This is a genomic window from Serratia sp. LTN-2 (assembly GCF_059740205.1).
Map to the genome: position 1 here is coordinate 40,129 of NZ_JCAXDO010000009.1, position 12,649 is coordinate 52,777.

Genomic DNA, 12,649 nt, shown 5'->3' on the forward strand with positions numbered 1-12,649 from the left:
GCAGATTGGCGGGGTTAACTTGCTGATTGGACTTCTGCCTGAAATTGGGAAGCCCCCTCGCAGTAGGTTGTGAGAGTCACGCAGAGCCTGGGGAGGTTCACTGATATGTTGTACGATAAATCCCAAGAGAGGGACAACTGTGGTTTCGGCCTGATCGCCCACATAGAAGGCGAACCTAGCCACAAGGTGGTGCGCACCGCCATTCACGCGCTGGCCCGCATGCAGCACCGCGGCGCGATCCTGGCCGACGGCAAGACCGGCGACGGCTGCGGCCTGTTGCTGCAAAAACCCGATCGCTTCTTCCGCATGGTGGCGGAAGAGCGCGGCTGGCGCTTGGCCAAGAACTACGCCGTCGGCATGATGTTCCTCAGCCAGAATGAAGAGGAAGCGCGCCTCAGCCGCCGCATCGTGGAAGAAGAGCTGCAAAACGAAACGCTGTCGATCGTCGGCTGGCGTGAAGTGCCGACCAACCCGGACGTGCTGGGTGAAATCGCCCTCTCCTCCCTGCCGCGCATCGAGCAAATCTTCGTTAACGCCCCGGCCGGCTGGCGCCCGCGCGATATGGAACGCCGCCTGTTCGTGGCGCGCCGTCGCATCGAGAAACGCGTGCAGGACAACAGTTTTTACGTCTGCAGCTTCTCCAACCTTGTGACGATCTATAAAGGCCTCTGCATGCCTGCGGATCTGCCGCGCTTCTATCTCGATCTGGCGGACCTGCGCCTGGAATCGGCCATTTGCCTGTTCCACCAGCGTTTCTCCACCAACACCGTGCCGCGCTGGCCGCTGGCGCAGCCGTTCCGCTACCTGGCGCACAACGGCGAAATCAACACCATCACCGGCAACCGCCAATGGGCGCGCGCCCGTACCTATAAATTCCAAACGCCGCTGATCCCGGATCTGCAGGCCGCCGCGCCGTTCGTCAACGAAACCGGCTCCGACTCCAGCTCGCTGGACAACATGCTGGAGCTGCTGCTGGCGGGCGGGATGGATCTCATCCGCGCCATGCGCCTGCTGGTGCCGCCGGCCTGGCAGAACAACCCGGACATGGACGGCGATCTGCGCGCCTTCTTCGACTTCAACTCGATGCACATGGAGCCGTGGGACGGCCCGGCCGGCATCGTGATGTCCGACGGCCGCTACGCCGCCTGTAACCTCGATCGCAACGGCCTGCGCCCGGCGCGCTACGTGATCACCAAAGACAAGCTGATCACCTGTGCCTCCGAAGTCGGCATCTGGGATTACCAGCCGGACGAAGTGGTGGAAAAAGGCCGCGTCGGCCCCGGCGAGCTGATGGTGATCGACACCCGCAGCGGCCGTATCCTGCACTCGGCGGAAACCGACAACGATCTGAAAAGCCGCCATCCGTATAAAGAGTGGATGGAGAAAAACGTCAAACGTCTGGTGCCGTTCGAAGATCTGCCGGACGACCAGGTCGGCAGCCGCGAGCTCGACGACGCACAGCTCGAGACCTACCAGAAACAGTTCGGCTACAGCAGCGAAGAGCTGGATCAGGTGATCCGCGTGCTGGGCGAGATCGGCCAGGAAGCCACCGGCTCGATGGGCGACGATACCCCGTTCGCCGTGCTCTCCAGCCGGCCGCGCATCGTTTACGACTATTTCCGCCAGCAGTTCGCGCAGGTCACCAACCCGCCTATCGATCCGCTGCGCGAAGCGCACGTCATGTCGCTGGCCACCAGCATCGGCCGTGAAATGAACGTGTTCTGCGAAGCCGAAGGCCAGGCGCACCGCCTGAGCTTCAAATCGCCGATCCTGCTGTACTCCGATTTCAAACAGCTCACCACGCTGGAAGGCGAATACTATCGCGCCGAGACCCTCGATCTGACCTTCGATCCGCAACAGCAGGATCTGGAGCAGACCATTCGCGCCCTGTGCGACGAAGCGGAACGCAAGGTGCGCGAAGGCGCGGTGCTGCTGGTGCTGTCCGACCGCGCCATCGCGCCCGGCCGCCTGCCGGTACCGGCCCCGATGGCAGTTGGCGCCGTACAAACCCGCCTGGTGGAGAAAAGCCTGCGCTGCGACGCCAACCTGATCGTTGAAACCGCCAGCGCCCGCGATCCGCACCACTTCGCCGTGCTGCTCGGCTTCGGCGCGACCGCCATCTACCCGTATCTGGCCTATGAAACCCTGGCCAAGCTGGTGGACAGCCAGGCGATCGACAAGAAATACCGCGACGTGATGCTGAACTACCGCAACGGCATCAACAAGGGCCTGTACAAGATCATGTCCAAAATGGGCATCTCGACCATCGCCTCTTACCGCTGTTCCAAGCTGTTCGAAGCGGTCGGCCTGCACCGCGATCTGGCAGATCTGTGCTTCCAGGGCGTGGTCAGCCGCATCGGCGGCGCCAGCTTCAGCGACTTCCAGCAGGATCTGCAGAACCTTTCCAAGCGCGCCTGGCTGAAACGCAAACCGCTGGAGCAAGGCGGCCTGCTGAAGTTCGTGCACGGCGGCGAATACCACGCTTACAACCCGGACGTGGTGAACTCACTGCAAAAAGCGGTGCACAGCGGCGAGTACAGCGACTATCAAGTCTACGCCAAGCTGGTGAACGAGCGGCCGGTCGCCATGCTGCGCGATCTGCTGGCCATCACGCCGAAAGGCGAACCGATCCCGGTCGATCAGGTTGAACCGGCGGAGTCGCTGTTCAAACGCTTCGACACCGCGGCGATGTCGATCGGCGCACTGAGCCCGGAAGCGCACGAGTCGCTGGCGATCGCCATGAACGGCCTCGGCGGTTTCTCCAACTCCGGCGAAGGCGGCGAAGATCCGGCGCGCTACCGCACCAACAAGGTGTCGCGCATCAAACAGGTGGCCTCCGGCCGCTTCGGCGTGACGCCGGCCTATCTGGTGAACGCCGATGTGATCCAGATTAAGGTGGCGCAGGGCGCCAAGCCGGGCGAAGGCGGCCAGCTGCCGGGCGACAAAGTCACCCCGTATATCGCCAGACTGCGTTACTCGGTGCCGGGCGTGACCCTGATCTCCCCGCCGCCGCACCACGATATCTACTCGATCGAAGATCTGGCGCAGCTGATCTTCGACCTGAAGCAGGTCAATCCGAAGGCGGTGATCTCGGTGAAACTGGTGTCCGAACCGGGCGTCGGCACCATCGCCACCGGCGTGGCGAAAGCCTATGCCGATCTCATCACCATCGCCGGTTACGACGGCGGCACCGGCGCCAGCCCGCTGTCCTCGGTGAAATACGCCGGCTGTCCGTGGGAATTGGGCCTGGTGGAAACCCAGCAGGCGCTGGTGGCCAACGGCCTGCGCCACAAGATCCGCCTGCAGGTGGACGGCGGCCTGAAAACCGGCGTGGACATCGTCAAAGCGGCGATCCTGGGCGCGGAAAGCTTCGGCTTCGGCACCGGGCCAATGGTGGCGCTGGGCTGCAAATACCTGCGCATCTGCCATCTCAACAACTGCGCGACCGGCGTCGCGACTCAGGACGACAAACTGCGCCGCGATCACTACCACGGCCTGCCGGAACGCGTGACGAATTACTTCCAGTTTATCGCGCGTGAAACCCGCGAGATCATGGCGCAGCTGGGCGTGAGCCAGCTGGTGGATCTGATCGGCCGCACCGAGTTCCTGACCGAACTGGACGGCATTTCCGCCAAGCAGAACAAGCTGGATCTGTCGCCGCTGCTGAAAACCGCCACGCCGCATCCGGGCAAAGCGGTGTACTGCACCGAAAGCAGCAACCCGGCGTTCGACAAGGGCCTGCTGAACAAAGAGCTGCTGGCGCAGGCGCAGCCGCACATCGAAGCGAAACAGGGCAAAACCTTCTACTTCGACATTCGCAACACTGACCGCTCCGTGGGCGCCATGCTGTCCGGCGCTATCGCCAACGCGCACGGCGATCAGGGCATGGCGGCCGATCCGATCAAGGCGCACTTCTCCGGCACCGCCGGGCAGAGCTTCGGCGTCTGGAACGCCGGCGGCGTCGAGCTGACCCTGACCGGCGACGCCAACGACTATGTCGGTAAAGGCATGGCCGGCGGCAGCATCGCGGTGCGTCCGCCGATCGGCTCCGCCTTCCGCAGCCATGAAGCCAGCATCGTCGGCAACACCTGCCTGTACGGCGCCACCGGCGGCAAACTGTTCGCCGCCGGCCGCGCGGGCGAACGTTTCGCGGTGCGCAACTCCGGCGCCATCACCGTGGTGGAAGGCATCGGCGACAACGGCTGTGAATACATGACCGGCGGCATCGTCTGCGTGCTGGGTAAAACCGGCATCAACTTCGGTGCCGGCATGACCGGCGGCTTCGCCTACGTGCTGGACGAAGACGGCGAGTTCCGCAAGCGCGTGAACCCGGAGCTGGTGGAAGTGCTGGATGTCGATCAGCTGGCGATCCACGAGGAGCACCTGCGCGGCCTGATCACCGAACACGTGCAGGCGACCGGCTCTTCCCGCGCGGAAGAGATCCTGGCCAACTGGCCGGAGTGGGCGCCGAAGTTCGCCCTGGTCAAACCGAAGTCCAGCGATGTCAAAGCGCTGTTGGGTCACCGTAGCCGTTCCGCAGCCGAGCTGCGGGTGCAGGCGCAGTAAGAGGTAGGTCATTAATGAGCCAGAACGTTTATCAATTTATCGACCTGCAGCGTGTTGATCCGCCAAAGAAACCGCTGAAAATCCGCAAAATCGAGTTCGTCGAGATCTACGAACCGTTTTCGGAAACCCAGGCCAAGGCCCAGGCGGATCGCTGTCTGTCCTGCGGCAACCCGTATTGCGAGTGGAAGTGCCCGGTGCACAACTACATCCCGAACTGGCTGAAGCTGGCCAACGAAGGCCGCATCATGGAAGCGGCGGACCTGGCGCATCAGACCAACAGCCTGCCGGAAGTGTGCGGCCGCGTATGCCCGCAGGATCGCCTGTGCGAAGGCTCCTGCACCCTGAACGACGAGTTCGGCGCGGTCACCATCGGCAATATCGAGCGCTACATCAGCGATAAGGCCATCGAAATGGGCTGGAAGCCGGACATGTCGCACGTGCAGCCAACCGGCAAGCGCGTGGCGATCGTCGGCGCCGGCCCCGCCGGGCTGGCCTGCGCCGACGTGCTGACCCGCAACGGTGTCAAAGCGGTGGTGTATGATCGTCATCCGGAGATCGGCGGCCTGCTGACCTTCGGTATCCCGGCCTTCAAGCTGGAAAAGGACGTGATGATCAAACGCCGCGGCATCTTCAGCGAGATGGGCATCGAGTTCCAGTTGAATACCGAAGTGGGCAAAGACGTCAGCATGGAGACTTTGCTGAGCGAGTACGATGCGGTGTTCCTCGGCGTCGGTACCTATCAGTCAATGCGCGGCGGCCTGGAGAACGAGGAGGCGCAGGGCGTGTACGACGCACTGCCGTTCCTCATCGCCAACACCAAGCAGCTGATGGGGTATGAAACCGAGCAGCACGAGCCTTATGTCAGCATGGAAGGCAAACGCGTGGTGGTGCTGGGCGGCGGCGATACCGCCATGGACTGCGTGCGCACCTCGGTACGTCAGGGCGCGACGCAGGTCACCTGCGCCTACCGCCGCGACGAAGCCAACATGCCGGGCTCGAAGCGCGAAGTGAAGAACGCCCGGGAAGAAGGGGTGGACTTCCAGTTCAACCTACAACCGCTGAGCATCGAACTGAACAGCGCCGGCCGCGTAGCCGGAGTGAAAATGGTGCGCACTCAGTTAGGCGCGCCGGATGCCAACGGCCGTCAGGCGGCGGAGCAGGTGCCGGGTTCCGAGCACGTGATCGACGCCGATGCGGTGGTGATGGCGTTCGGCTTCCGCCCGCACCGCATGGACTGGCTGGCGGCGCATGACGTGCAGCTCGACAAACAGGGCCGCATCCTGGCACCGGAAGGCAACGACAACGCGTTCCAGACCAGCAACCCGAAAATCTTCGCCGGTGGCGACGCGGTGCGCGGCTCCGACCTGGTGGTGACGGCGATCGCCGAAGGCCGCAAAGCGGCAGACGGCATCATGAACTACCTGGAAGTGTAAACCTCCCGTACCATCCGAGGCCCGGCACATTGACGGGCCTCTGTTTTTAGCCTGCCACGCTTTGTAACAACCTCCCCTCTCCTTACCGCCTCAACGCGCTATAGTATTGAGTTAGCACCATTGCGGGGCGCGGCTGCGCCTGACACCGAGATAAGGATAGCGAACATGAAATGCTCCATTTCCCTGTTGGCCGGCGCGCTGCTGGCCGCCAGTTTCAGCGCTTCAGCCATGGCGCCGGATTCGCAGGAGGTCGGTTACAATATCGAAGCGCGCGGCGCGCGGCCGGTCGTGGCGCAGTTGGGTAAGGCCGGGCAGTTCAGCGCCGTAGAAAACAGCATCCGGCTGGGGGACGACAACTGGATTGCCCTGGCGCCCAAGCTGGCCGGCGGCGGCAACGCCGGCTTTACCGCCGGTATCAAATCGGCCCTTTCCGCGGCCCTGATCTACAATCCGGCGGCGGTGTTGCAGGCGCTCAACCAAGGCAACGATCTGCCGCTCAATGACATCTGCACCGCGCCGCCGGAGGTGCAAGGCGACACCGCCATCACCAGTTTCCGCCAGCGCGCAACCCGCGCCCTCTCTACCGTGCGCGTCGGCGATCTCAGCGCGCCCCGCGATGCCTGCATTGCCGCCCTGAAAGGCTGACCCGCTTCTGCCGGGCAAAAAAAAAAGCACCCCTTAGGGTGCTTTTTCGTTCGCTCTGGTGGGATTATTTCACCACGCGCAGCGCCGGGCGGCCACCGCGCGGCGGCTGCGGCGGCTCGTCATCCGGGCCGTTGTCTTCCGCAGTATCCGGGCGATCGCCGTCGATCACTGACATCAGCGTTTCCGAAGGGATCGTCTCATTGTCCAGACCTTCGAACACGCCTTCGCTCTCGTCGTAGGCGGCTTCCGGTTCGAACATCGTGCCGGCGCCGTTTTCACGCGCATAGATCGCCAGCACGGCGGCCATCGGCACCGAAACCTGACGCGGCACGCCGCCGAAGCGCGCGTTGAACTGCACGTCTTCGTTGCCCAACGCCAGGTTGCCTACCGCGCGCGGCGCGATATTCAGCACGATCTGGCCGTCACGCGCGAATTCCATCGGCACCTGAACATCAGGGCGAGTCACGTCGACCACCAGGTGCGGCGTCAGCTGGTTATCCAGCAGCCAGTCGTAGAACGCCCGCAGCAGATACGGGCGACGCGGCGTCATCTGAGACATGTCCATCGCGCTTAGCCCCGGGTTTGCAGGCGCATTTCACGCTCGGCTTCGGTCAGGGAAGCCAGGAAAGCGTCGCGTTCAAAGACGCGGGTCATATAGCCTTTCAGCTCTTTGGAGCCGGCGCCGCTCAATTCGATGCCCAGCTGCGGCAGACGCCACAACAGCGGCGCCAGGTAGCAATCCACCAGGCTGAACTCTTCGCTCATGAAATACGGCGCCTGACCGAAGATCGGCGCGATCGCCAGCAGCTCTTCGCGCAGTTGGCGGCGGGCGGACTCCGCTTCCTGACCGCTGCTTTTCTCGATCTTGTCCATCAGCGAGTACCAGTTCTTCTCGATGCGCAGCATCATCAGACGGCTCTCGCCACGGGCAACCGGGTAAACCGGCATCAGCGGCGGGTGCGGGAAACGCTCATCCAGGTATTCCATGATGATGCGGGATTCATACAGGGTCAGTTCGCGATCGACCAGCGTAGGCACCGTCTGGTAAGGGTTGAGGTCAATCAGATCTTGCGGCAGGTTATCCATTTCGACCTGCTCGATCTCGACGCTGACACCTTTCTCCGCCAGTACGATGCGTACTTGATGGCTAAAAATGTCGGTCGGGCCAGAGAACAGCGTCATTACCGAACGTTTGTTGGCAGCGACAGCCATGAAAACCTCCAAGTTATCTAGAAAATACTGCGAATAGCCAACTGACAGGCTGCTATCCTGAATAATCTTGCCGCAGGCCGGCAGCACGCAGCGCGACCCGAGCCCATGAAAAACCGGCCCAGGCGGTCAACTGCACGGCGAACAGGCGCAAAAGTGGGTGATAGTTTACCAGATTTTGCTTGTTTTGTGGGGACGCTGCGGCGAATTCATGTTGAATTGTCTGATATGCCACAGATTTTAGTCGGGGACGGCGGATTTCAGGCATAAAAAAACCCGGTGAAGCACCGGGTTTTTTGCGTAAATCGCACTGCCGAAGCAGCGAAAATTAACGCTTGGAGAACTGCGGACGACGACGTGCTTTACGCAGGCCGACTTTCTTACGTTCAACCTGACGAGCGTCACGGGTGACGAAGCCAGCTTTACGCAGTTCAGAACGCAGAGTCTCATCGTACTCCATCAGTGCACGGGTGATACCGTGACGGATAGCGCCAGCTTGACCGGAGATACCACCACCTTTAACGGTGATGTACAGGTCCAGTTTGCCAACCATGTCGACCAGCTCCAGCGGCTGACGAACTACCATGCGGGCAGTTTCGCGACCGAAGTACTGTTCCAGGCTGCGCTGGTTGATAACGATGTTACCGTTGCCCGGCTTGATGAAGACGCGAGCGGCGGAGCTTTTGCGGCGACCAGTGCCGTAGTATTGATTTTCAGCCATTGCCATTAATCCCGATTAAATGTCCAGAACTTGCGGTTGCTGTGCCGCGTGATTGTGCTCGGTGCCCGCGTAAACTTTCAGTTTACGGAACATAGCACGACCCAGCGGGCCCTTTGGCAGCATGCCTTTAACCGCGATTTCAATCACGCGCTCAGGACGGCGGGCAATCATCTCTTCAAAGGTCGCTTGCTTGATACCACCGATGTGGCCGGTGTGGTGGTAGTACACTTTGTCTGTACGCTTGTTGCCGGTTACAGCAACTTTGTCAGCGTTCAGAACGATGATGTAATCACCGGTATCCACGTGCGGGGTGTATTCCGCTTTATGCTTGCCGCGCAGGCGACGAGCCAGTTCAGTAGCGAGACGGCCTAAAGTTTTACCATCTGCATCAACAACGTACCAGTCGCGTTTTACGGTTTCTGGTTTAGCTGTAAAAGTTTTCATTAGAAAGCTTACCCAATAATTAGTTACACGTTGGTGAACACCCAAACGCTCGAAAACAGTTGAGGCTCACACGACCATACAAGTCCAGCAAACCTACCCCTTCGAATAGCCATTGCCGGCACTATAAAGTTTTTGGGAAAAAAAACTTTGTTGTAACGTGGGGTCGCAAGATTATAGAGAAGTCGCTCACAAAGATCGAACGGTTTTTGAATGGAAAATAAATTTATCGCCGGTGGCGGACAACCGGCGATACGGCGGCGGCAAGCCCGGCAGACTCAGGGCAGATGCGGCAGCTTGAGGTACTCTTCGCTCTGCATTTCCTGCAGGCGCGACAGGCAGCGCTGGAATTCAAATTTCAGTTGCACGCCCTGATAGATTTCGAACATCGACGCTTCGGCACCGATCACCAGCTTGATGTGCCGCTCGTAGAATTCGTCCACCAACGCCAGGAAACGGCGCGCGGTATTCTCTTTAAGCGGCCCCATCACCTGCACATTATACAGGATCACGCTGTGATACAGCCGCGACAGCGCAATATAGTCCAGCTGGCTGCGTGCCTCTTCGCACAGCGTGTGGAAATCTACCGCCAGCACGCCGTCCACCGAACGGATCGCCTGCAGCGGCCGATGGTTAATCTGCAGCACCGGCGCCTCCTCCCCCGCCTTGCCCGCCAGCTTGACGAACATCCGATCCAGGGTCTCGCGCGTTTGTTCGCCCAGCGGCGTCAGGTAGAGGTGCGCCTGGGTCAGGGTGCGCAGGCGATAGTCGATGCCGGCGTCGACGTTCATCACGTCGCAGTATTCGTTGATGAGATCGATGGCCGGCAGAAAACGCGCCCGCTGCAGGCCGTTGCGGTACAGATCGTCCGGCGGAATGTTCGAGGTGGCCACCAGGGTGATGCCGCGCGCGAACAGCGCCTGCAGCAGCGTGGCCAGCAGCATGGCGTCGGTGATGTCGGACACGAAGAACTCGTCGAAGCACAGCACGTCGGTTTCGGCCTTGAAGCCGTCGGCGACGATTTCCAGCGGGTTTTCCTGCCCTTGCAGCTCGGTCAGCTCTTCATGCACCCGCAGCATGAAGCGGTGGAAGTGCAGACGCATTTTGCGATCGCCCGGCAGGCTGTGGAAAAACATGTCCATCAGCCAGGTTTTGCCGCGCCCGACGCCGCCCCACATATACAGCCCCTGCACCGGACGCTGCGGCGCCGTTTCGCCGCCCTTGCCCAGCAAACGGCTGAGCTTGCCGCGCAGCCCGCCGGCAGGTGCGCTCCCCGCCGGTTTTTGCAGCAGGGCCTGATAAATGCGATCCAGTTGAGTGACGGCCCGGCGTTGAACCTCATCGGCCTGATATTCCCCCGCATCCAGCGCCTGCTGGTAACGAGATAACGGTGATAGTGCCTGCATCTGTTCGATGTTCCCTAAGAACGCTTAGAAATTATTTAGCCAACGTTGGCGGCAAGTTGATGCCGATTCGCACCGTTATCGCCACAAATGCCCGCTGCGGGCGCCGTTGAAAACCCCTGTAAACACTGGGTGGAAGCGCATCAGGATTCCACTCGGACAAGGTTAACGGTTATAGTGGATATTATTAAGTGAAAAATCCCTGCGGAACAACGAAGTCAAAATAGGAGTCATCATGACCTGGGAGTATGCGCTGATTGGTTTGGTCGTCGGTATCGTGATTGGTGCGGTGGCGATGCGTTTTGGCAACCGTAAATTGCGTCAACAACAAGTCTTGCAGAATGAGCTGGACAAGAGCAAAACCGAGCTGGAAGAGTACCGTCAGGAGCTGGTCGGCCACTTCGCCCGCAGCGCCGAGCTGCTGGACAACATGGCGCGCGATTATCGCCAGCTGTATCAGCATATGGCGAAAAGCTCCAACAATCTGCTGCCGGATCTGCCGATGCAGGAGAACCCGTTCCGCTATCGCCTGACCGAAGCGGAAGCGGACAACGATCAGGCGCCGGTGGAAATGCCGCGCGACTATTCGGAAGGCGCCTCCGGCCTGCTGCGTGGCCAAGGCGCGCGCCGCGACTAACATCTCGCCCTTCGCCCGCGGGGCCACCCGCGGGTTTATTTCTCCGTTTGCCTGATTGACCTTCCTTCGCATTACCTTTACTGAACTTTGCACGCAAATTCACGGTCTTACCCTTCACTATGACAAGGTGATTGCCTTATCATCAAATTTTCATCGGCAGGTATTGAGAGAGTTATCATCAATGAAGAAAAAATCGTTAATTCTTAGCGCATTGGCAATGAGCCTCGGCCTGGCGCTCAGCTCCGTACCGGCGGCTAACGCGGCCCTGCCCGTCGCCGTTCAGGGTCAGCCGCTGCCGAGCCTGGCGCCGATGCTGGAAAAAGTCTTGCCCGCCGTCGTGAGCGTGCATGTCGCAGGCACTCAGGTGCAGCGCCAACAGCTGCCGGAAGAGTTCAGACGCTTCTTCGGCCCCAATTTCCCCGGCCAACAGCAGAGCTCCCGCCCGTTTGAAGGGCTGGGTTCCGGCGTGATCATCGACGCCGCCAAAGGCTACGTGCTGACCAACAACCACGTCATCAACAACGCCGATAAAATCCGCGTGCAGTTGAACGACGGCCGTGAGCTGGACGCCAAGCTGGTCGGCCGCGATGAGCAATCCGACATCGCCCTGCTGCAGCTCAGCGACACCAAAAATCTGACCGCCATCAAGATGGCCGACTCCGATCAGCTGCGCGTCGGCGACTTCGCCGTGGCGGTCGGCAACCCGTTTGGCCTGGGCCAAACCGCCACCTCCGGCATTATCTCGGCGTTGGGCCGCACCGGCCTGAATCTGGAAGGGCTGGAAAACTTCATTCAGACCGACGCCTCGATCAACCGCGGCAACTCCGGCGGTGCGCTGGTTAACCTGAACGGCGAGCTGATCGGCATCAATACCGCCATCCTGGCGCCGAGCGGCGGCAACGTCGGCATCGGCTTCGCCATTCCGAGCAATATGGCGCAGAACCTGAGCCAGCAGCTGATCGAATTCGGCGAAGTGAAGCGCGGCCTCTTGGGCATCAAGGGCAGCGAAATGACCCCGGACATGGCCAAAGCCTTCAACACCGACGCGCAGCGCGGCGCCTTCGTCAGCGAAGTGCTGCCGAAATCCGCCGCCGCCAAGGCCGGCATCAAAGCCGGGGATATTCTGGTTTCCGTCGACGGCAAGCCGGTGAACAGCTTCGCCGAGCTGCGCGCCAAGGTCGGCACCACCGCGCCGGGCAAAACCCTCAAGGTCGGCCTGCTGCGCGACGGCAAAGCGCAGGAAGTCTCGGTCACGCTGGACAACAGCGAGAGCGCCTCGACCAACGCCGAAACGCTGTCGCCGGCGCTGCAGGGGGTTTCCCTCAGCAACGGCGCGCTGCCGAGCGGCGACAAGGGCGTGAAGGTGGAGAACGTGGATAAAGGCTCGACGGCGGCGCAGATCGGTCTGCAAAAAGGCGACGTGATCATCGGCGTCAACCGCCAGCGCGTGGACAGCATCACTGCGCTGCGTAAGGTGCTGGAAGCCAAGCCGCCGGTGATGGCGCTCAATATCGTGCGCGGTAACGAAACCATTTATCTGCTGCTGCGTTAATTTGTGCAAAAACCGGGCTCGGTGACATACTGCGCCCGGTTA

10 protein-coding genes are annotated in these 12,649 nt (G+C 61.1%); 5 read left to right on the forward strand and 5 right to left on the reverse strand.

Annotated features, from left to right (window positions below):
- The first annotated feature begins 105 nt into the window (after positions 1 to 105).
- The 3 genes from gltB to AC6BYQ_RS17385 all read left to right on the forward strand — a co-directional run bounded on the left by gltB (position 106) and on the right by AC6BYQ_RS17385 (position 6,644).
- A complete protein-coding gene (gltB, locus tag AC6BYQ_RS17375; protein WP_498057266.1) occupies positions 106 to 4,566 on the forward strand; it encodes a glutamate synthase large subunit in 4,461 nt (1,486 codons plus the stop codon).
- Positions 4,567 to 4,580: 14 nt separating this feature from the next.
- On the forward strand, positions 4,581 to 5,999 hold the full coding sequence (locus AC6BYQ_RS17380) for a glutamate synthase small subunit (protein ID WP_019453124.1): 1,419 nt from the start codon (positions 4,581 to 4,583) through the stop codon (positions 5,997 to 5,999).
- A 165-nt stretch (positions 6,000 to 6,164) separates the two neighbouring features.
- Positions 6,165 to 6,644 (forward strand): hypothetical protein, encoded by a 480-nt coding sequence (locus tag AC6BYQ_RS17385; RefSeq protein ID WP_019453125.1) that lies wholly within the window; start codon positions 6,165 to 6,167, stop codon positions 6,642 to 6,644.
- A 64-nt stretch (positions 6,645 to 6,708) separates the two neighbouring features.
- Here the strand turns inward: AC6BYQ_RS17385 and sspB are convergent, their stop codons facing one another.
- From sspB to zapE, 5 genes are all read right to left on the reverse strand, one after another.
- Entirely contained in the window at positions 6,709 to 7,209 is a 501-nt protein-coding gene (sspB, locus tag AC6BYQ_RS17390) for a ClpXP protease specificity-enhancing factor (RefSeq protein ID WP_004937084.1), read from the reverse strand.
- A 5-nt stretch (positions 7,210 to 7,214) separates the two neighbouring features.
- A complete protein-coding gene (gene sspA / locus AC6BYQ_RS17395) occupies positions 7,215 to 7,856 on the reverse strand; it encodes a stringent starvation protein SspA (protein WP_004937082.1) in 642 nt (213 codons plus the stop codon).
- Positions 7,857 to 8,181: 325 nt separating this feature from the next.
- The gene (rpsI, locus tag AC6BYQ_RS17400) at positions 8,182 to 8,574 is read right to left on the reverse strand and encodes a 30S ribosomal protein S9 (RefSeq protein WP_004937080.1); all 393 of its coding nucleotides are present in this window, start codon (positions 8,572 to 8,574) and stop codon (positions 8,182 to 8,184) included.
- Between the two features lie 15 nt (positions 8,575 to 8,589).
- Positions 8,590 to 9,018: a 50S ribosomal protein L13 gene (rplM, locus tag AC6BYQ_RS17405; RefSeq protein ID WP_004937079.1), complete on the reverse strand. Its 429-nt coding sequence runs from the start codon at positions 9,016 to 9,018 to the stop codon at positions 8,590 to 8,592.
- Between the two features lie 275 nt (positions 9,019 to 9,293).
- Positions 9,294 to 10,421, reverse strand: coding sequence for a cell division protein ZapE (zapE, locus tag AC6BYQ_RS17410; protein WP_498057267.1), 1,128 nt, complete (start codon positions 10,419 to 10,421; stop codon positions 9,294 to 9,296).
- A gap of 232 nt (positions 10,422 to 10,653) precedes the next feature.
- Between zapE and zapG the strand changes: the two genes are divergently transcribed.
- The gene (gene zapG, locus AC6BYQ_RS17415) at positions 10,654 to 11,055 is read left to right on the forward strand and encodes a Z-ring associated protein ZapG (protein ID WP_063918700.1); all 402 of its coding nucleotides are present in this window, start codon (positions 10,654 to 10,656) and stop codon (positions 11,053 to 11,055) included.
- Between the two features lie 181 nt (positions 11,056 to 11,236).
- Positions 11,237 to 12,607 (forward strand): serine endoprotease DegQ, encoded by a 1,371-nt coding sequence (gene degQ, locus AC6BYQ_RS17420; protein WP_063918699.1) that lies wholly within the window; start codon positions 11,237 to 11,239, stop codon positions 12,605 to 12,607.
- The last annotated feature ends 42 nt before the right edge of the window (positions 12,608 to 12,649 follow it).

What these genes read in the sequence shown, in the direction of transcription:
- gltB (WP_498057266.1), top strand. Translation starts at nt 106, where the DNA reads ATGTTGTACGATAAATCCCAAGAGAGGGACAACTGTGGTTTCGGCCTG.
- AC6BYQ_RS17380 (WP_019453124.1), top strand. Translation starts at nt 4,581, where the DNA reads ATGAGCCAGAACGTTTATCAATTTATCGACCTGCAGCGTGTTGATCCG.
- AC6BYQ_RS17385 (WP_019453125.1), top strand. Translation starts at nt 6,165, where the DNA reads ATGAAATGCTCCATTTCCCTGTTGGCCGGCGCGCTGCTGGCCGCCAGT.
- sspB (WP_004937084.1), bottom strand. Translation starts at nt 7,209, where the DNA reads ATGGACATGTCTCAGATGACGCCGCGTCGCCCGTATCTGCTGCGGGCG.
- sspA (WP_004937082.1), bottom strand. Translation starts at nt 7,856, where the DNA reads ATGGCTGTCGCTGCCAACAAACGTTCGGTAATGACGCTGTTCTCTGGC.
- rpsI (WP_004937080.1), bottom strand. Translation starts at nt 8,574, where the DNA reads ATGGCTGAAAATCAATACTACGGCACTGGTCGCCGCAAAAGCTCCGCC.
- rplM (WP_004937079.1), bottom strand. Translation starts at nt 9,018, where the DNA reads ATGAAAACTTTTACAGCTAAACCAGAAACCGTAAAACGCGACTGGTAC.
- zapE (WP_498057267.1), bottom strand. Translation starts at nt 10,421, where the DNA reads ATGCAGGCACTATCACCGTTATCTCGTTACCAGCAGGCGCTGGATGCG.
- zapG (WP_063918700.1), top strand. Translation starts at nt 10,654, where the DNA reads ATGACCTGGGAGTATGCGCTGATTGGTTTGGTCGTCGGTATCGTGATT.
- degQ (WP_063918699.1), top strand. Translation starts at nt 11,237, where the DNA reads ATGAAGAAAAAATCGTTAATTCTTAGCGCATTGGCAATGAGCCTCGGC.